This is a genomic window from Pantoea sp. SM3, from assembly GCF_000963995.1.
GTDB lineage: Bacteria > Pseudomonadota > Gammaproteobacteria > Enterobacterales > Enterobacteriaceae > Pantoea > Pantoea rwandensis_B.
In genome coordinates, this window is record NZ_JZRD01000008.1 from 1 (window position 1) to 19,066 (window position 19,066).

The 19,066-nt window shown below is 42.5% G+C and carries 16 protein-coding genes; 10 read left to right on the top strand and 6 right to left on the bottom strand.

Features of this window, described 5'->3' with window-relative positions:
* The first annotated feature begins 502 nt into the window (after positions 1–502).
* The 4 genes from VI01_RS04760 to VI01_RS25310 all read left to right on the top strand — a co-directional run bounded on the left by VI01_RS04760 (position 503) and on the right by VI01_RS25310 (position 3,402).
* On the top strand, positions 503–709 hold the full coding sequence (locus tag VI01_RS04760) for a hypothetical protein (protein WP_045814180.1): 207 nt from the start codon (positions 503–505) through the stop codon (positions 707–709).
* A gap of 1,497 nt (positions 710–2,206) precedes the next feature.
* The gene (locus VI01_RS04770) at positions 2,207–2,440 is read left to right on the top strand and encodes a YgdI/YgdR family lipoprotein (RefSeq protein WP_039334005.1); all 234 of its coding nucleotides are present in this window, start codon (positions 2,207–2,209) and stop codon (positions 2,438–2,440) included.
* A gap of 13 nt (positions 2,441–2,453) precedes the next feature.
* Positions 2,454–2,681, top strand: coding sequence for a YgdI/YgdR family lipoprotein (locus VI01_RS04775; protein ID WP_045814182.1), 228 nt, complete (start codon positions 2,454–2,456; stop codon positions 2,679–2,681).
* A gap of 496 nt (positions 2,682–3,177) precedes the next feature.
* Positions 3,178–3,402: a hypothetical protein gene (locus tag VI01_RS25310; RefSeq protein ID WP_156149332.1), complete on the top strand. Its 225-nt coding sequence runs from the start codon at positions 3,178–3,180 to the stop codon at positions 3,400–3,402.
* A gap of 146 nt (positions 3,403–3,548) precedes the next feature.
* Here the strand turns inward: VI01_RS25310 and VI01_RS04780 are convergent, their stop codons facing one another.
* Both VI01_RS04780 and VI01_RS04785 read right to left on the bottom strand, forming a co-directional pair.
* A complete protein-coding gene (locus tag VI01_RS04780) occupies positions 3,549–3,818 on the bottom strand; it encodes a hypothetical protein (RefSeq protein WP_197079565.1) in 270 nt (89 codons plus the stop codon).
* A gap of 477 nt (positions 3,819–4,295) precedes the next feature.
* On the bottom strand, positions 4,296–6,089 hold the full coding sequence (locus VI01_RS04785; RefSeq protein WP_045814184.1) for a GGDEF domain-containing phosphodiesterase: 1,794 nt from the start codon (positions 6,087–6,089) through the stop codon (positions 4,296–4,298).
* A gap of 333 nt (positions 6,090–6,422) precedes the next feature.
* On the opposite strand from VI01_RS04785, the gene VI01_RS04790 reads away from it, so the two are divergent.
* A complete protein-coding gene (locus VI01_RS04790; RefSeq protein WP_045814185.1) occupies positions 6,423–7,796 on the top strand; it encodes a methyl-accepting chemotaxis protein in 1,374 nt (457 codons plus the stop codon).
* Positions 7,797–7,864: 68 nt separating this feature from the next.
* Here VI01_RS04790 and VI01_RS04795 read toward each other — a convergent pair whose 3' ends face one another.
* A complete protein-coding gene (locus VI01_RS04795) occupies positions 7,865–8,086 on the bottom strand; it encodes a DUF3606 domain-containing protein (protein ID WP_369800337.1) in 222 nt (73 codons plus the stop codon).
* 280 nt (positions 8,087–8,366) lie between these two features.
* On the opposite strand from VI01_RS04795, the gene VI01_RS24660 reads away from it, so the two are divergent.
* Positions 8,367–8,594 carry a hypothetical protein gene (locus tag VI01_RS24660; RefSeq protein ID WP_045833436.1) on the top strand — a complete coding sequence of 76 codons (228 nt, stop codon included), beginning with the start codon at positions 8,367–8,369 and terminating at the stop codon, positions 8,592–8,594.
* Between the two features lie 58 nt (positions 8,595–8,652).
* On the opposite strand, the gene amyA is transcribed toward VI01_RS24660, so the two are convergent.
* On the bottom strand, positions 8,653–10,143 hold the full coding sequence (gene amyA / locus VI01_RS04800) for an alpha-amylase (protein ID WP_045814186.1): 1,491 nt from the start codon (positions 10,141–10,143) through the stop codon (positions 8,653–8,655).
* Positions 10,144–12,922: 2,779 nt separating this feature from the next.
* The gene (locus VI01_RS04815; RefSeq protein ID WP_038646805.1) at positions 12,923–13,135 is read right to left on the bottom strand and encodes a DUF2116 family Zn-ribbon domain-containing protein; all 213 of its coding nucleotides are present in this window, start codon (positions 13,133–13,135) and stop codon (positions 12,923–12,925) included.
* Between the two features lie 379 nt (positions 13,136–13,514).
* Here VI01_RS04815 and VI01_RS04820 point away from each other — a divergent pair, with 379 nt between their 5' ends.
* From VI01_RS04820 to VI01_RS04830, 3 genes are all read left to right on the top strand, one after another.
* Entirely contained in the window at positions 13,515–13,748 is a 234-nt protein-coding gene (locus VI01_RS04820) for a hypothetical protein (protein ID WP_045814188.1), read from the top strand.
* A gap of 1,245 nt (positions 13,749–14,993) precedes the next feature.
* Positions 14,994–15,365: a translesion error-prone DNA polymerase V autoproteolytic subunit gene (gene umuD / locus VI01_RS04825; protein WP_045814189.1), complete on the top strand. Its 372-nt coding sequence runs from the start codon at positions 14,994–14,996 to the stop codon at positions 15,363–15,365.
* Positions 15,366–15,415: 50 nt separating this feature from the next.
* On the top strand, positions 15,416–15,946 hold the full coding sequence (locus tag VI01_RS04830; RefSeq protein ID WP_052696963.1) for a DUF4113 domain-containing protein: 531 nt from the start codon (positions 15,416–15,418) through the stop codon (positions 15,944–15,946).
* 1,886 nt (positions 15,947–17,832) lie between these two features.
* Here VI01_RS04830 and VI01_RS04840 read toward each other — a convergent pair.
* Positions 17,833–18,225: a YgiW/YdeI family stress tolerance OB fold protein gene (locus VI01_RS04840; RefSeq protein ID WP_045814191.1), complete on the bottom strand. Its 393-nt coding sequence runs from the start codon at positions 18,223–18,225 to the stop codon at positions 17,833–17,835.
* Positions 18,226–18,840: 615 nt separating this feature from the next.
* Here VI01_RS04840 and VI01_RS04845 point away from each other — a divergent pair.
* On the top strand, positions 18,841–19,041 hold the full coding sequence (locus VI01_RS04845) for a DUF2767 family protein (protein ID WP_034821329.1): 201 nt from the start codon (positions 18,841–18,843) through the stop codon (positions 19,039–19,041).
* Positions 19,042–19,066: the final 25 nt, after the last annotated feature.

Genomic DNA, 19,066 nt, shown 5'->3' on the forward strand with positions numbered 1-19,066 from the left:
GTCTCGGTCATTGGAAAGAATGAAATACGCGTCAGACGTTTCCGACGGGTTAAAGCACCCCAGCGCCCGATAGGCCGTTGTAAGGTTGAACCCGCTCAGCATCGGCAGAGGCCGCGGGCCGCATGGCAACTCTTCCACCCTTTGATACAAACCCTGTTCAATCCAGATCATGGCCATCTCCTTCGCGTATTTTCATTCTTCCGTAATAGTACGGCGCCCGTTGCCTCCCGATGCCCCAGAAATGCAACAATCCATGTTGCTTTAGTCTGTGATATGCGTAAAACGAAGCCCTTCCGTAAAGAGGATTTTACATATTGTGATCATAGCACCCACGGCGAATAAGTTTTCAGCACATCACATTCACCCCGAGTAACTGAGAGTGTGGTTATCGCCCACAGGCACGAAAATCAGAATTCGGTTTTCCGTTTATCTTAAAATTGTCCTTCACTTTGCGTGAAGCGGAAAGCCAGTCCATATTTAAGCCAGCTAAACTGGAGAATGTATGAACTGGATTGATTATGAATTAGAAAAGCCCGCAGACGGTCAGGTTGTCGCCATATGTACGGATGAGGGGGTGGGTAGCGGAAAATATGAGGCAGCATTTAATAATTTTACTCATATTCTCATGCCTGGCGACGCTACATTCAGGCAGTATCGGGTATCGCATTGGTTTCCTTTACCAGACGATCATGGAATGGGTAAAAAATAGCCAGTTTTTTAAGTGCAAAAAAAATCCCGGGACAATTCCCGGGAAAAGATTCAGTTTCCATTTCACCCAAAGCCGGAACAATCCAGGCCGGATTGAAACTAGTTCATAATACTGGTTTGTCAAAAATTAATTTTTTTCCTGATTAGCTTCTATCTTTAAAGGCCTGCGAGACAACTATGCTCTAAGATATTTGACGCGCATATAGACTGAATGAGAATTATCCTAAGCTACCAGTCCACTAACAGTGCAGTCACTTCGATTATCAAATATGGCTGGAAAAAGATGCAGATATCAGACTTACCTTTTTCAATGAGAAGTTCACTATTCAACACTTATCAAAATTGCTGGAACGATGAGATTGGAGGGTTATGCCAGCGTTAGGATGTCACCGATAGTTGTATTAAAAGTATTCCAAAAGCGGCTGCATAACTCAAAAAGAGTGATATTTTACACGCTTGTTTGAATGGGTATGGCAGGTGTTAAGTACAAGTAACTGATTAAAAAATCGCCATATAGTATTGAAGGGGTAGAAAGATTCAAAAAAATATTCTAAACATAAAGTTAAACATATCGTGTCGGGTGAATACTCGTCAACGTGTTCATAAATATTACTATTCGCACCTGAGTGATTCAAAAAAATGAACGTCATCCCTATGTCTTACAGCACCAGTACGGTTTACCGTCGTTTCGAAATGCTCGGGAACATTGAGCATGAAACGTGTCGTATGTGGATACTGTTCGATGAGAAGCTCTATTTTTCGGCAGTCGTATGTTCTGTACCGACTATGCAGGGTAATGTGGCCCGGCATAAAATTTTAGCAACCATGGATTGTACATGTGACCTTACCGGCAGGCTGACACTCGAACGCTATTGGCAGTCTGATAAGCTCACATGCGAGGTAGACCTTTCTGAACCGATCACCAGGGCTCTTTCAGAAAAGAAAGGTCTGTGGATGAAGCCAGTGAGCGCAGCCTGAATTACATAACTGAGGACTGGTTGTTCCTCGTTTCTACCAATCTACACTATCAGTCCCTAAACCCTAGCGTAAGTTAATTTTTTGCATTCTAAAATTCTACATCTTCATCCTAAGATCCAAACAATATGAGAATGATCACCAATTAGCACATGAATCAGCATATAAATATGCTCAAAATGGAAAAATCAAATTTTCGAACAGGTTAGTGTCACGACTTGGCCTCTAACTCAACTCTGGTAGTCTCTTACTCAACAAATAGCTAACGTCCGGCGTATCAGACCTGCTTAAAGCTCATTAAGACGAACCACCGCCAGATGCAAGTTAAAGTACTATCAGAATTTGATGGTACTTTAATGTATTGAATGCAGACTGGATCGTGAAAAAGATAAAAAACGGACACCCTAGTCTGCCTATCTCTTTTGCATATCGTGGGGTATGAGCACAATACTGACGCAGATTGCTGAAAACCATCTATTATTGAACAGTTAGAATCAACTTTTTTCAAAAAGAGGGATAAGTAATGAATAAAAAAGGCATAGGTTTCCTGTTAATTGCTTCAGCTTTCGCAGTTTCAGTTACGGGCTGTTCTTCAAATCAGGCTATTAAGACTACAGACGGTCGTACCATCGTGACAGATGGTAAGCCTCAAATCGACAGTGATACGGGTTTAGTATCTTACAAAGATGCCCAGTCAGGACGAACTGAACAAATCAACCGCGATAAAATCACCAACATGAGTGAATTAGATAACTGATAAGGAACAGTCCATGAAAAAAATCACTTTCTCAATGTTAGCCGCGCTTATCGCGCTGTCGGCTTTAACTGGCTGTACCCGGACAAGTTATGCCATTCATACTAATGATGGTAGAACAATTGTCAGCGATGGTAAGCCTAAAGAGACTGAAGCAGGATTGCTAGGTTACACTGATGCTAACGGCGTTAAGCAACAGATTAATAAGCAGGATGTCAAAGAAGTATCAGAAATACCACATTAATCAAAAACACCGCCAGAAGTGGCGGTTTTTTTACATTCCAAGTTACGACGTTAAAGTACTTCCTAGGCTATAAAAAAATTAAGCCTTTCCGACATTGGATTCACTTCAAAGCTGAATCAGGTATCAATGTTGCTAAAGAAGCTTTACAGCAATGCATAGAGGAGATTTGTAGGAGTTAGCTCAACTGGAATTTGCTAAAATTAATTAAAAAAGATTTGAAGTGAAACTGGCATTATGATGTTCAGTCGAGATAAGAATTTTTGTGGCCAAATATTAAATTTAATCAATGAAGCATTCAATGTTTCGCTTATTCAGTGATTAAATAAGAGGTGGTTGTTGTTTGATTGGTATGGAGTGAGCTTAATAAATCGATCGAAAATATGTGAAGTATGTCAATTATTTAAAATTTAATTAAATATGACCTGATTTCAGTAAGGCCACTCTGGGCATATGATCTATAGTATATGAACTATTAATTGAGTTTATTGGAAATGAGATGAATATTCATTATCTTGATGAAAGCGATAAAAATAGTCAAAGGGTAGTGTTGCCCCCAACAGAAATTATGATTGGTGAACTGGTGCATGAATTGTTACGTGAGCGCCGTTGTGTCAACAGACGTGCCATGATATCGCGACTATTGTTAAGGCTTGAAAATGTCACATGTCCAATGGAAGCAATATATTATGCAGAAATCCTAAATATGTTTGAGCAAAAATAGCTTTTTATTATTCTCGATAGTTTTTAGTTAGTATGATTTCTGGAGACTTGTTTACGATAATCGGTACTACCTTACTGGTATTTAACTATTAAGGGGAGTGTAAGGCTATCTCTGAATACTTGATGAAATACATTAATCAATAACTTTTAAATGGACTTACGTTTTCCCTGACAGGTACTTTTAAACGCATTTGCAGCCAGACTAAGGTCATAATCATCCAGTATTTCTCTCCCGCGCGGAGTAAGTTTGTATCGCTCTTTTTCACGCATCCATTCATCGCCCAAAAGAAACTCAACAAGCCACATATCTGACAACTCCTTTCTCACAACGGGTTTGACAGAAGAGGGGACTGATCCTCTCTCTTTGATTATTGACAACAATCTAAAGTGTTTCTGAGCAAGTTTCATATCAGCCATCCTTCGCAATAAATCCTTAATAATTTAACCAGTGCTTTGGTTACATGCAATGAAATTTTTCATTGTGTCGCACCTTCAAGCAACAAAGGAGGGGGAAAAAATAACAGCTATATGCAAATTCGAATTTTCATGCTGTTAAATAATATTTCAATTTCTTTTGTGCTTTCAGTCGTTAATCATAAGATTCAGTTAAAAAACACGATTTGTGTGAGCAAGTTAAAATTATCTTGAAGTTTTTACGACCAAGAAAAAACCCGCATTAGCGGGTTGAAAGCTGGATTTAAAAGTTGGTTTTATGACCGATTCTTAAAGTTTACTCATCCCCCTAGGGGGTGCTTAATTATCTGTATTAAGCTATAACATTATAGTGCGCTTAGGTGATGAACACGATTAGGATGAATCTCATAATCTCTCAAAATGAACATTAGCAACACTGTTAATGGAGTCATGCGCTGCTAAGTCGGAGCAGGCGTATCGTTAACTGAACTTGTGCTTACAGTTCCACAAGCGTCTGTGAAGCCATATGTCCAGTTCAGGATCAGATAGCGGCTTAGCAAAAAAATACCCCTGAGCCTGGTCGCAACCAAAATCACTCAGAAGAGTGGCTACTTCAGCGTCCTCTACACCCTCCGCAAGCACCGTATAATCCAGCTCTTTTAACATTTTGATAATACTGCGCGCTATGATGAGCGCTGAGGCATCTTTGAGTACACCCGATATAAGTGAGCGATCAAGTTTTATTACATCCAGCGGCATACGTCGCAGATAACTGATGTTACTGTAACCTGTCCCAAAATCATCCAGAGATATGTTAAACCCTTTTTCATAAAGTCTATGCAAGCCGGATAGTGCCTGTGCATTTTCAATAATCCGCTCAGTTTCAAGGCATTCAATTCCCAGGAGGTTATTAGGTAATCGGGCCTCAAGCATTTTCGATTCCAGTAGCTCTGCAAAATTGCTTTTTGCGAAATCGTTAAGGCTGACGTTTATTGTGACGGGCAATTGAATATTTTGTCGATTGAGTCGCTTAAGGCAGGCTATCGTCGTGTCAATCACCCATTCTGTCATCTCATGCAGTAGGTCCGTTTGTTCAGCCATTGGTACAAAAGCAGCGGGTGACAGTTCACCTCTGACAGGATGTGTCCACCGTATCAGCGCCTCAAGACCGACGGGCTGACCCGATTTGAGGCAAGTTTTAGGCTGATATACAAGGTACAGGCCCTTATCAAAACGTATTGCATCAGAAAGCTCATTCATAAGCGTAAAATCATTCGAATGTTTTATTTCTTCTGACTCTTTATAAATGACTGAAGGTAAGTTTTTATCGATCGCTTCCTCAAGTGCAGCCGAAGCACGGCGAACGACATCATAGGCTTTGGATGAAATTGCCGTAAAATCCGTTTGGCCCGCATGGGAAGTGAGGGTAATTGATATCCCATTACCTAATTCTGCACAGATGCCTTCCATACGCCCGGCAATCCACGAGGCGTCCAGGCGGCTTTCGTCGCGAACCAGAATGGCGAAGCGTCCAGTGGAAATCGCATAAATCATCTCACCGTTTTGAGGACGTAACCGGCGAGGCAATTTTATAGCTATATCCCTGAGAAGTTCTTCAACCGGCATCATTCCAACTGTTTTAGCTAAGTCATAAGCATGTGCCATTTTCAGGCAATCAATAATAATCAGACGACGCTTGAACTTATCTCCCTCTGCAGCGAGCGACTGCATATCGCTGATTAATCGTGAGCGGTTAGGCAAGTGAGTAACAGGGTCATCAAAACCGGTGGCATGCCAGGCTTCCAGAAATGACATTACTAACTCAGCAAGCTGTTTCAGCGTTGCGAGCTGCGTATCGCTGAAGGGATGTGGTTCCCGATCAGTCACACAAAAAGTACCTAATACTTGGCCTTCTCGATCTTTAAGCGGAACGCCAGCATAAAAACGAATGTAAGGTTCACCCGTAACAAAGCGGTGGGTTAAGAAACGAGCATCAAGCCATGTATCTGAAACGATGAGTGCACTGTCGCCATCAACAACATGTTGGCATAAAGACTCTTCTCTTTTTGAGTGTTTCAGTGAGAAATTATGCGAGGCCCGTATGTATTGAAATTCCTCATCTAAAACTGAAATGAAGCTCCCAGGGATACCCAGCGCCTGATTGGCTAAATGTACAAATTTCCTCAGGACATTGTCCCTTTCTTCATCAGGGGCGAGAAGGGCTTCAAGCGCACGCTTAAGACGTTCATTAATAGCATTTAAATTTTTATTCATAAATCCCCCGTGCCGGGTCAAATAACCGGAACGTAAAAGTGTAAGAAAAATAACCGACCGGAAGGAGAAGGTATAAACTGAGTGAAGACTAAGCATTTTGTTGTCTCTTTCACCATCATAGACGGTCAATCGAGTTCGTCCTGTTTTTTTTAGTTTAATTAAAAGGGTCTATCTGTTTGAGAAAAATATTTCTTGCTGGAATATTTCCTTTTTTTTAAATGCCTGCCAGACTCTAACTGAGAACGCACTTGCGCGCAATCTAATAGCACGCTACGAAAATAATTTTTATGGTTACTATTTTTTTCTAAATTAATCACAACACCAGGTAATTAAATGAAATTTCTTACAAACTTTACTATTCGCCGGGTAGTGCAGTGCATTCTTGTTGCCGCTTTTATTGTTGTTGCTCTTGCTGGGTTATATGGTTCAGAAATCTTAAGAGATCTACATAAACAAACGCAGCGTGAAGGAAAGTTGGTTGCTCAACTTATCTTTCTGACCCGAGCAGGTAATGTGATGAATTCAGGTGACGATTCCTTAAAGAGAACCCTGGCAGGAGAAGTTCCTGCTACACCAGACTGGAATGAATTTCGAACAGCCTTGACAGGTTCTGATATAAATTTTAATTCAGTATCAAAAGAGCGTTTGGAATTCCTTCAGGAGAAACTGGCTGATAAAGAGAATGCATTCAATAATGATCGTCAAAAACTTGAGTTAGCTTTCACCGTTGCCTCATTATTTATCATTGTGTTACTGGTGTTCTGCGACCGTTTTCTGGTCGTGCACCTCGTTGAGCCTCTGACAACCTTAAGGGAACATTTCAGAGGAATTGCTTCCGGCGAACTGACTAATCCATTGCAAGATTTGGGTAGAAATTGTGTAGGGCAGCTGGTACCACTGGTGAAAACCATGCAAGACAGTCTTTTGTTAACTGTAATTTCCATCAAGAAAAATACGGACCTGCTGAAGCGTGAGGCTGAAGACATCGAAGCGGGCAATACTGACCTCTCTGGCAGGACTACTCAACAGGCATCTTCCTTAGAGAAGACAGCCCATAGTATTACCCAGTTGAGTGCAAACGTTCAGCAAAATGCATTAAGTGCTGATGAAGCAAGCAGTCTTGCAGAGAAAGCGGCATACATAACCGGAGAAGGCGAAACGCTGGTGAACTCAGTTGGGCTCATGATGAATGGTATTACCGAGGAAGCCGAAAAAATACGGCAGTTTACCGCCACAGTTAACAGTATCGCATTTCAGACAAATATACTGGCGTTAAACGCTGCCGTTGAAGCAGCACGGGCAGGAGAGCAGGGCAGAGGATTCGCTGTTGTTGCTACAGAAGTTCGTACACTTGCTCAGCGCAGCGCAAGTGCAGCCAAAGAAATTGAAGGGTTAATCAATGCAACTCTCTCTCGTGTGAATGAAGGCAAAGAGGTCGCAGATCGTGCCGGGAACACTATGGAAGCGTTGACCCAATGCGTTTTTTCAGTTGATGAACTCATCAGGAAAATATCTTATGCTTCAAATGAACAGAGCAAAGGGATCATTCAGGTGACGCAGGCAGTAACCGATCTCGAACGGGTCACACAGCAAAATTCCACATTGGTCAGGCATGTTGCCAGCTCAGCCGTAAGGCTCAATAGCAGAACCGAAGACATGGCTAAGACCATCATTCATTTCGCATTACCGGCAACCAATCAAGTGTAAGACACATTAACCTACGCCATGGGATAACTGATTTAATTGCTAATAAAATCTCATTTAATTACAGATAATTAAATCATGGTCTTGGGTGTTATGAGAGGGGGATGATCCCTGAGCCATGCACGTATCTGTTCTGTATTTGAACCTACTTCCCTGATAGCTCTGGTCAGCCTTTCCTGAGTGGTTTGGAGCGTAAGAGTCCAGTAGGTTATTTGCCAGTGCTCGTTAATTATTACCTGCGTCAAATCATGGGGGATGCGACGTTGAATCGGGTCTTTCATGACTAACCTCATATGAAAAAATTTTTCTGATTTAATTGGGGCCAATTGGGGGTCAGATTCTGAATGATTTGATTAAACTAAAAAGCAGAATATTCCCTAATAAATGTCTAAAACTATTTATGGGATGTTTCTGATATAGAGACGGGGATTAAGCGAGGCGGGTGAAAATATAAGCGAAGCGTTAATTTTCCATAACTAGATTTTATGAGCATTAAATATTTGAAAGTGGATTTTTTATAAAGTTTCTTTGACCATGACACACACCAAAGACCAACGCCAGAGATAAGTTATGATGAAAAACAACTTTGTACCGGTAATGTCCGTCCAGCATGATATTCGAAGTTTACGCATTGAAGCGGGTATGACACAGGCTAATGCAGCCGAAAGATTTAATCTGAGTCTGAGAGTGTGGCAAATGAAGGAGTCGCTTTCGAAACCTGCTCAACTCAGTCAGGGAGAATACGAATTTTTACTACTGCTGGCAGGAAAACATCCTGAATATCAGCTTTCCACCAGATAAATTTTGCCGGCAGTATGAATTCTGCCGGCACATCAATTCAGGTCTTAAAAATAGTGAATCAGGGAGCAAATTCTTCAAGCACCCAGACACTTACGCTACCTGCTTTACATCTAAAGACGCCTTCTCCCGATTCATTAGTTTTAACAACTTCATCGGAGTTATAAAGATAATCTCGCCAGGCCCGATTAGCTAAGGATTCACTGAGATTAAGCGTTTTCTCCCCATCATCACCATTTGACATTATCACAACGCATCCTGGTTGTTCCGCCGTACCACTCCGGCTGAATGCAATGCAGTTTGGATGATCAAACCAGGACGTCTGAACACCATGCGCGAATTGCTGACGTGCCAGCAGTAGCTTATCGAGTTTATCTATGACTGGCATGTCAACACGATGAGTTTCACCATCATTACCCGTATCTTCATAGTCTGCTCCAAAGAGGTCCGGGTAAAATACTGAGGGAACGCCATTTTCTCTCAATAAGATAAGCGCATACGCCAGTGGTTTAAACCAGGCTTCAACAGGGGCTTCAAGAGACTGGAGGGGCTGAGTATCATGATTCGCAACCAATGTGACCGCATGAAAAGGGTCGGCTTCAACTAATGTACCTTCAAAAATTCGACTCAGATCATAATCACTACCTTGTTTTGATGCCTCATGAAATTTCATATGAAGAGGTGCATCGAAGAGCATTGTTTTCCCTTCAACCTGCTCAATATACTGTTGTAATTTATTCAATTCAAAAGACCAGTATTCTGCCACAATGAACAGAGGGGTGTCTGAAACAGCCTGCACATGCTCGATCCATTCTTTATAAAACCAGGCGGGAATATGTTTAACTGCATCAAGTCTGAAACCGTTGCAACCCGTTTGTTCCATAACCCAGCGTGCCCAGTATTTGATTTCTTCAGTTACTGCGTGGTTTCTGAAATCGATGTTTGAGCCCATAAGGTAATCAAAATTACCCATTTCTTCATCAACCTGCTGATTCCAACCTTCTCCCGTATAATCATTAACTATCTTAAATACCCCATCCTCTGAGGGGTTTTCAATGTGATCTACACCATTAAAACACTTAAAATCCCACATAAATTGAGAGTATTTTCCCGCTCTGACCGGAAAGGTATAGCGTGTCCAGGCTTCGCAGCTAACAACTTCTTCATCAATTTTCGTGCGGTCGTTTTCGTCCACTCTGTTGACCTGAACTGCCTCCTTTTCATCAGCCCCCATTTTATGATTAACAACAACATCTAATAAAACGGCAATATCATTATTTTTCAATGAGCTGATAGCTCTGAGTAAATCTTCTTTATTACCATACTTTGTTGAAATACTACCTTTCTGGTCGAATTCTCCCAAATCGAACAGATCATAAGTGTCGTATCCCACAGAAGTTGCACCCCCGGCGCCTTTGTAGGCAGGAGGTAGCCAGACCATGTTTATTCCAGATTCATTCAAGCCTGACGCTCGCTCGATGAGTTCGGGCCAGAGTTTACCACCATCAGGGTAATACCAGTGGAATGCCTGTAACAGAGTTGGATTCTTCATTTGTTTCTCCATGTTTAGACATTTTAATTATGGAGTGAAAAATGATTTTTGCAGCGCGGAAGGTTTTTTATATTTTATTTTTTTTCATTGACAACTCTTAAGAAAGAAAAAATGATTTGTCGTGAGGAAAACGACAGGGCCTTTTCAAGCTGTATAAGCAGAATTCCGTAAGGGTAATCTTTTGTCTTTACTTAAATTCATTTAATGTATCGCTGGATGTAGATCAATAAAAATTATCTTATTGTAACGATTTCTAAATTATTGGGTGATATGCGACATAACGAAAAGATGATGAGACGTGGTCGAAATCTGAGTGAGGTAAAAGAAGTGGCAATCGATTGACGCGTTATTAACGACTTTTTGCCAAGCCGTTCTAATGAAAATTTGGGATGGGAAATTTTCATGTAGCGAATTTAAGATTGAAAGCTGAGCTTGTTTATATTGACTAACACTGTTAATTCAGGGAGGCTTCCAAAATTTTGCATATCCAGATGTTAATTCTGAATGTAATTAAAACAATCACATTGAGTGCAAAATTTGCTCTGCCATTAATTAACCTTGGCATTAAGGTTAATTATGGGCGTCCATACAAATAACGGTCAACACACTAAAGAATGTTATACACGCAAGGGACTGCCTGAAGCCAATCCTATTACGGGTCATGCCTATGAAGAAGACAACCATACCGCAAAGAATAATCCTAATGAACACGGTGAAATTCGACGCACGCGCGACGATAGTGAAGACCATAAGCATGACCCGTACGGGGGCAAATGAACCAGTAATTAGAGAAAGTAAGCGGTTTTGATTAACACTAAAAAAAACCTCTATAAGTGGAAATCCATAAACACTTACAGAGGTGATGCAATGCACCATTCGTTACATGCGGCGATAGCCGCGGCCCAAAGTTATACAAGTTGACATCAATTGTACATTTCTTTTTCATTGCTAATGAACTCTCCCTTATATAGCAGCATGATTTCACAAAAATTCTTCGATGAATTGAGTATTAATGATTCAAATTATTTATGATTAAATCAATCTCGTGAGGTTTGAGTGATTGGTCGTTAATGCTGAACTAATTGATTACTATCAAGTAAAGCGTAAAGATAAATAAAGTGCGCATCTAATAGTTTATCCAGAAGCTAAACTTTTAAATTCACGGCTTCGCTTTATTTTTTGATTTTTTCTGCTATTAAATATTCAAATAATTAGCAGTGAGTGGTGAAGTCAATGAGAGAAAACGGATTTGATCTGCAACTTTACGTTGTTGAGATTAGAAAAATAGCCGCGGCACATCAGTCGGGTTTGAGTCTTTTGGAAGCCAAAAGGCAGGTAGATTCTACCGTACAGCATATGCGAATTAACCTGAGAGATGACAAACCTTACCAGGCCCGCCAGTGGAGTACCTTGCTGGATGCTCTTAAAGCTTATAATCGGAACACCGTTGACCCCCGATGGGCAAAAGTGATAAACCACGCCAATTTCAGAATAAAGAGCCGACTAAACACAGTCATTTACTATCGAAAAAGACTCAGCGGGCAGCAGTAATGCCAAATGGATTTTTAAAGTCATTTCAAATCAGGTTAATCGAATTTAAAAGCCAGATTCAATAGAATTTATTGCGTCCGTCTCAATTAAAAAATGATGTTTTTTCTATCATTTTGAAATTCATTCGTCCTGATGCTATGGAGTAGGTTTTTTCAAAAGTGTGAAAAAGTATTTTTGATAAAATTCAAACGTCCTTTGATATTGCCACCATCACTTATCAGCAACTCGAAGATGATCATGCAGACACTGAATTTCCAAGTTAGGAACCTACCCGGCCCTGGTGTTTGAAACCTCCTCAGTACGTATTGAAGTGCTTTGATACGTTCTGAAAGTATGATTGAAATCAAATTGTTTTTTAAGTGGATAGGCTCAGAATGCCACTCACAGAAAACAAGATATGTTTTGTGCCAAGATTTTAAAAGGCCAGTAGTGCCCAAGAGTATCAAGGTCTTGATTAGCCATGCGCGGAGAAATAAAAAAGCCCGGATGAATTTCCGGGCAGCAGAAGTTTTGCCTTAAATTGATGACGTCCCGTTGGGGACGGGACCCGTTTAGTATGTAACTGAAAAATTGCTGATCTTAAAATTAAAAAAACGCAGGTTGCTTATATCTGCAGTCGCTGCGGAGTGTATCAGATAATCTTTTATAACCATTTCAGGCCTGCTGTGACGCATCGAGTCACCGCTGCAGGCCAATACGCTTTTCCTGCATAACAAAAGCATTCATGCGCTTAAGCATTGTAGTCTACGAGTTTTTATTAACTCTGTGGTTGTCCGACGGGGCCTTTACCTAATGGCCCACCGGGCACCGACTCATTACTTGGGGCATGTGGGCGGCCATCGTTACCCACCGCGGGGCTTTCATGCTGGCATCCCGCCAATGTAACCAAACTCGCTATAATGAACATCCCGCCTAATAAATTTTTCATAATTTCCTGCCCATGGTAAAGCAACGATATGTTGCTAATTAAGCGTAGGGTTTTTATTTAATCTGTCAAAGTTCAGGAGCTAAATTTGTTTTTTGATTTGAAATTTGGGTAAGGCCATTTAAACCCGTTCCATACGGGCATAAATTCGCTTTTCAGAATAAGTACCGTTCAATATGATATCATTCCTGTTGGCATTGCTCCATCGCCTTAACGAAAGAGCTTTTTAACCGCATGGCAGATAATTTGAGATAAGCAACGTATATGAGTGTTTGAGTTTCTGGTGAATGCTTATCAAAATATTCAATCACCAGTAATTCTCTGCTTCATCTCGCGCTGATGCTTGTGATAGTCCTCGCCACACTCTGCAGAACAAAAAGCGGTGTTAGCCACAATTGCCTCATAAGTGCACCAGATGCAGTTACCATTTCGGCTTACCAGGCGCGGCTTACGGGCAGACAAAGAGGCCGCTAAATGCGCTTCTTCACGTTCCTGAGCCAAATCCACATCATCCATTAATTAAAATCCTTATCATCAATATGTTGTATTACTAAGCGCTTTTCGGCCTGAATTATCAGATGCCATTCACTGCGCAGACGTTCAGCTTAGTTCAATTGTTGAGAATAAGCGGTTCAACGCTTTAAATAATCTGAATTTGGTGATTTTTCATATAAACTCCCTACATTTAACATTCCTTCCCGGTTACGGATTTACCCACCGCCGAAAGGGGCTATTGAGATCCTTTCCATACCGTATATCCATTATCAAATGCCCTACACGTCTAAATTCCTATAGCATTCAATCAGCTTACAAAGTCTCAAGCGGTACGGCTTGAACAGCATCACCAACTCATCAATGCTGTATGTAAATACAGTGGTAACGGGAGGGTTTCGACATGCCTCGCGACTACGAGATTATGATTGCTTTCAGGCAGGCGGTTAAACGCGATGCCGCTGGCCGTTATACCATCAGGACACTCGATTTTGTCGAAGAACTCAATCGTCTGAACTGGCGCTACTCGCTACGCGCCGCCAACAAATGGATCGAGATGCACACAACGACCTTCAGGGATATTTCCCTTCGGGAGGGGGAGGAGAGGGCTTTCCAGGTGTTCAATCCCAACGGATGAACCGGTTACAGGCTGAAACCCGCCAACATATCGGTGGTATTTTTGTTTACATAAAAAAAAAGCATGAACCAGCCTTGAATCCGGTTCATGCAGAGTGCTGACTACTAAATTTTAGTTTTTATTTGCCCGCTCTGATGCGTCGAGTCACCAGGGCGTGGGTCCCTACCGGGTTTACAACAGAAAGATAACCATCAGAACCAGCATGGTGGTGACAGCCGGTATAATCAGGTATCGCACGTTCAATCTCCTGTGCGTCATAACACGAGAATTTGAATCGATGAAAACCTGCCTACATCCACCACGAACCGCTAAATTGATAATGTCAGCCTGATGGAAACTCCTGAATTTTACTGCCTGCAGAGCGCAGGGGCAGGTATTTCAAAAAACCGTTCAGAAACTTTGACAAGCCTATCGTGAGCACGGTGATGGCCACAATATTCAGTATGACAACGGATCCTGGTGAAAAATCTATAAGTCACCTCAGCCAACCAGACGGTACACAGTCAAAATACGAAGCCATGCCGGTAGCATGTCGGTCATCACTGAAATCACCAAGGCTGCGTACTGATGATTCACCTACTGAGCACGCTCCATTTTTGTCCCAGCGTTCCCGCCCAGGCATTTTGCTCACTAAGCGTAATGCACATTTCAGAGACTAAAAGCGTAGCCGAAGAACGAAGTCAGGGGTTTTACATGGAGTTGAAATAGACGGTAAGCCTCCATGCCGAAACGCCACTCCTGTGGGCTGCCCGTTATCAACCGCGTGGTGCAGGGGGGAGTAAGCTAAAAAAAGCCCGCACAAGGCGGGCCAAAAAGCAGTGGCTAAGGAATGTCTCTCTCGTATGAAACGCATCCTGTGTGCAGTGCTGCCAGTCAACGACTGGCCCTCATAACATAGTCCATTAATTTGCGGGTGGTAGGATGTGTTAACAAAAGCGATAAAATTCCAGTAATTTCCAATAAAGCATACTGATTAACAATCAAAAAACTTAATTTCAGAGATTTAACCGAAGCGGCCAGCGCTTATTGCTGATTATCTCTTGTTTAAGACGGCCTGAAATGTGCTCAAAAACTATCATTTTCGCGCTCATGATTTCCGCCCCAGCAGACAGAAACACTCCGCACACCTGACATTAAATCCCCTTTACCCACAACACCATTGGAAAAAGTATTCATGCCCGCTTTGATCGAGTCTGCTGTTTACGATTACTGTTTATATATACAGCTCTTATCAGGGCGATTTTTATGGAGTTTTTTAGACTAGCGGAAATTCGCGCCATACTGGAGTTACCGCTTTTTATTGCCAGAGTCCCGTGTGGCTTTCCTTCGCCGGCTCAGGACTATGTCGAACAGCGGTTAGACCTTAATAATCTGCTGGGCAGCCATCCCTGTTCGACCTACTTCATCCGGGTCAGTGGTGATTCTATGATCGAGGGTGGTATTAACGATGGTGACATGCTGGTGGTAGACAGCTCCGTCAGCGCGGAGCATGGGGATATCACCGTGGCAGCGATTGCCGGCGAGTTCACCGTGAAGCAACTGATGACCCGGCCATTCCTGCATCACAAACCCATGAATGCTGCACTCGCCATTATCCCGATCCCCGATGCTGATTAGTTTGAGATCTCCGGTGTGGTCAGACACTCCATTAAGGCGATGGGCCGTTTATGTTTGCCCTGGTGGATGTGAACTCCTTCTACGCCAGTTGCGAGACGATGTTCAGGCCTGATCTGCGTGGTAAGCCGGTGGTGATGCTGTCGAATAACGATGGCTGCGTCATCGCGCGATCGGCAGAAGCGAAAGCTCTGCAACTGCCTATGGGGGCACCGTACTTCAAGCTCAAGGATGAGTTCAGACGTCATAAGGTCCATGTGTTTAGCTCGAATTATGTGCTGTATGCGGACATGAGCAACAGGGTGATGACGACGCTGGAAGACATGGCGCCGTCCGTCGAAATTTACTCGATCGACGAAGCATTTATGAACCTAACGGGGGACCGTAACTGCCGCGTACTGGAGGACTACAAACCACAGGCCAACAGTGATGCGCTGATGCGAGTTGTTGACGGCCTTAACCAGAGCGGGAAGGGGAAATTAGGGTTTGCAGGACAGGGAATGCAGAAAACATGGGCCATGAAGCGGGAAATGTTGTCCCCGGCGTACACAACCCGCTTTTCGGACCTGCCCGTTGCGAGGTGACATTTTGACTAAACCCTCTGCAGCAGCTGCTACCCACAAGCTCAACATGTTATTTGTTTAAGTTTCAGGGGCGGACCTGCATCATTGATGAACGACTCCGGCCCGAGATGGGGATATGGTTTTGCTGGATATGTCACTGATGTATGAGTGGGGAAACCTATACACACATCCACACCGGGTAATAACGGATGAAGTATTGATTCTGGAAGAAAATTTACTGGAAGATATGGCTATCCTTGGCGTTGTAACGCATGAGGTCACGGCCATAAAAGGGCAAGATGGATCGCCAATCTGGTGCAGTAAATAAAAAGCCCGGGAGAATCCTGTCACCCGGGCGGCATCAATGTATGCCAAACATTTCCAATAAGAGTTGTGTCGTCTAAACAGGGAAGTAAAAGGCGACCTATTGAAAATAGACTGGAACTGATTAAACGCTAGCGAAGCGGCAATAAAGAGTGAGAAAAGTTGATGTTTTGACATTTGATGGTGGCTGGAAGAAGGTGATTCGGTTAGGGGGGCAGTGCAAAAAAGTCAAAAGAAAGACACTCAAAGCGCTAGATAAGATAATTCGGATAGAGAATCCTTTGACTTTAACTGAAGTAATCTTGTGCGAACATTAACAGCATGAAAATTGACTTTTCATTGAGGTTTACAGGCTTTGACGCAAAAAAAAACAGAATGCCCTTGAGTCCAGCCTGTGCGGAGAGTGTCTGGTAATCATTTTTCTTTTTATTGTTCTGCCATGATAAGACGTTTTACCACATCATGGAAATCCATTGTGCCTGGATCAGAAAAATTATTGCAAGCAAAAGCACCGTCGTTAACGCAGGAATCGTCAGGTATCTCATACGGACCTGTTTTCTCATTCAGGAGGAATTTTATTTACCGACAACTGTAGACCATGCAGGAAGAAAGATCGCACTACGGGTGAGTTCAATAGCGGGCAAATTTTGGGATAATGATTGTACTTTCTGATATCACGCATCTTACATTTTATTGCATGTAGTGATGCAATCATTCCCAGTTGAGTACAAAAAACACCCGTCAGGGGCAGGTGAACGTGTAGTGAATAGGGTTATTGTGCACCACTGTAATTGCCTGAAAGTAAAAAACACATAATACTTGCATCGGCTGACAGTCATTAAAAAAGCACATTTCAAGCCGGAAGAATCGCATTGAACCTGGCAGAAATGCATTCAAATGCTAAATCCTCATCAAGTGGAAAAGCGCGCTTGGTTTATGTACAGCGTCTCTGTTTTGATTCTATCTTTCAAAATGCTCCGTGAATGCTCGTTTTAGAATCAATGAAAGATTCAAAAACAGAAGTGTATGAGAATCTTCATTTAAAAGAAAAGCCCGGAGCTGGTGGCGAGCCGGGCCTGCACAAAGAGTGCGAATCATGATCAAACGGAGTTTTATCGATATCACAGGAAAGTGGTAGCGATAAAGACAGTTTAGACCGAAATAATGGGATTGCATGCGAAGCGGGAAGATTGAGTCATGACTAAATAATTTTATTAAGATAATGCCTATTATGACACTGATAAATCTAAGCGATGTTAATGGCCTAACGCAATGAAATAATTAGCTTAACAGAGTGAAGCTTACCTCTTCCCCAAGATCAAAGTTAAACAATCAAAAATCCTGTAATCAAATTGCTATAGTCAGATTCGCAATCATTAAAAACCAGGTTTGCCATCATGTAATCTAAGCGTGAGGGATGGATGTTTAATGAAAGTAATAGTGAACTTATTCGGTGTGTGCTGGCGAAGTCATGCTTTGAACGACGGGATATTATGGATGCACACTCTAGCCATTTGAGATAGCGCATGTTCTTAATGGGTTCAGGCCCCTGCCCGGAATGAGCAGGAGCATGCGGGTAATTTTCAGGGTTCGTCTATGCGTGAAACTTTCAAATGCGCATTTTTACCTTTGCCAAACACCTTGCCACTGACGCGAATTTTATCTTCAGAATTGAAGGTTTTGCTTTTGAAGGTAGCTACTGGGGCGTCAATATTCACCGTGCCCGTGCTGTCACGAAACTGATAAATGTCGCCTTTCACTTTTTTAACGATGTAACCCTCAAGAGTGACATAACCGCCCTGGCGGAAATCTTTGATCAGTGTGACCGGTGTTTCCGAGGTGTCTTCGGATCCTTTGTAACCTGCATCTTCTTTGCTCTGAGGGGGTGGGGTTTTACCCGCTTCAAATCCGCCAGTTTCAGCATAAGTGCCAAAACTGAGAGGTAACATTACTGCGATCCAGGCAACTTTATTCATTTTAATCTCCATTTATGAGGAATCGACTTTAAGCCTGGCACAACATGATAAAAGTGACGGATGCGCACGTAGTTTTAATGTTACATAAAGAGTAATAATTCAGCGATTGGGGGAGTTAACGATCCATCCAGGGAGTTAAACGGGGGCAGAATCAGGGGCAAAGATCTATTTCAGACCACTAAATGGGGCATTGTCATTGGTGTTTAGTATAGAATGGCTTACTTACACGATATTTTAACCGACTTAGATATCATCAATATCCAATACTGCCAAGAACTTGCAGTAACTGTCTAATTTGTTCAGGTTATATAGTTATTTCATCGTTACTTATTGATTTATGACATTATTTTCACGCTTGAGAATGAACGCATGGGCCGTTGGCGGCTGAATGGAGCTTCAGCGGCAATAAACCCCTATCACATGAGTGCGTATGGTACGGATTGCGCAGGCGAATGCCAGTCTGATGTGATCTCTTTTCACGGTTTCCTGCGATAAAACCGCACACGTTGCCAGAACAATCTGCCCATTTATTGATCTGGGTAAAGATTGTGCGCATCGCTGCCTGACAGGATGGATGAAGTATTTTCTTTAGTTTCTAAAGGTGAGGAGAGGCAGATGCAAACGTACGACATGGTTTTTGAAGAAGCGTGCCGGCTAGTCGGGCAATGTTATCTCGAGCTGGCGCAGCGCGGATCAGCAACAGAAAAAGAGGTGGTAGCGACGGAATTGCGCAATCTGCAACTGCGCTATCGGGAACTCACCGGCTCGCCAAATCGCGCGGTTGAAATGGCGATCATTCAGCTTCAACCCTGTTGAAATATCAAGCCCGGCCCGCGCGCCG

Excerpts from the sequence above, each read along its gene's own strand:
- umuD (WP_045814189.1), top strand. The coding sequence starts at position 14,994 with ATGGAGTTTTTTAGACTAGCGGAAATTCGCGCCATACTGGAGTTACCG.
- amyA (WP_045814186.1), bottom strand. The coding sequence starts at position 10,143 with ATGAAGAATCCAACTCTGTTACAGGCATTCCACTGGTATTACCCTGAT.
- VI01_RS04795 (WP_369800337.1), bottom strand. The coding sequence starts at position 8,086 with ATGAGGTTAGTCATGAAAGACCCGATTCAACGTCGCATCCCCCATGAT.
- VI01_RS04840 (WP_045814191.1), bottom strand. The coding sequence starts at position 18,225 with ATGAATAAAGTTGCCTGGATCGCAGTAATGTTACCTCTCAGTTTTGGC.
- VI01_RS25310 (WP_156149332.1), top strand. The coding sequence starts at position 3,178 with ATGAATATTCATTATCTTGATGAAAGCGATAAAAATAGTCAAAGGGTA.
- VI01_RS04845 (WP_034821329.1), top strand. The coding sequence starts at position 18,841 with ATGCAAACGTACGACATGGTTTTTGAAGAAGCGTGCCGGCTAGTCGGG.
- VI01_RS04785 (WP_045814184.1), bottom strand. The coding sequence starts at position 6,089 with ATGAATAAAAATTTAAATGCTATTAATGAACGTCTTAAGCGTGCGCTT.
- VI01_RS04780 (WP_197079565.1), bottom strand. The coding sequence starts at position 3,818 with ATGGCTGATATGAAACTTGCTCAGAAACACTTTAGATTGTTGTCAATA.
- VI01_RS04815 (WP_038646805.1), bottom strand. The coding sequence starts at position 13,135 with ATGGATGATGTGGATTTGGCTCAGGAACGTGAAGAAGCGCATTTAGCG.
- VI01_RS04820 (WP_045814188.1), top strand. The coding sequence starts at position 13,515 with ATGCCTCGCGACTACGAGATTATGATTGCTTTCAGGCAGGCGGTTAAA.
- VI01_RS04775 (WP_045814182.1), top strand. The coding sequence starts at position 2,454 with ATGAAAAAAATCACTTTCTCAATGTTAGCCGCGCTTATCGCGCTGTCG.
- VI01_RS04760 (WP_045814180.1), top strand. The coding sequence starts at position 503 with ATGAACTGGATTGATTATGAATTAGAAAAGCCCGCAGACGGTCAGGTT.
- VI01_RS04770 (WP_039334005.1), top strand. The coding sequence starts at position 2,207 with ATGAATAAAAAAGGCATAGGTTTCCTGTTAATTGCTTCAGCTTTCGCA.
- VI01_RS04790 (WP_045814185.1), top strand. The coding sequence starts at position 6,423 with ATGAAATTTCTTACAAACTTTACTATTCGCCGGGTAGTGCAGTGCATT.
- VI01_RS24660 (WP_045833436.1), top strand. The coding sequence starts at position 8,367 with ATGAAAAACAACTTTGTACCGGTAATGTCCGTCCAGCATGATATTCGA.
- VI01_RS04830 (WP_052696963.1), top strand. The coding sequence starts at position 15,416 with ATGTTTGCCCTGGTGGATGTGAACTCCTTCTACGCCAGTTGCGAGACG.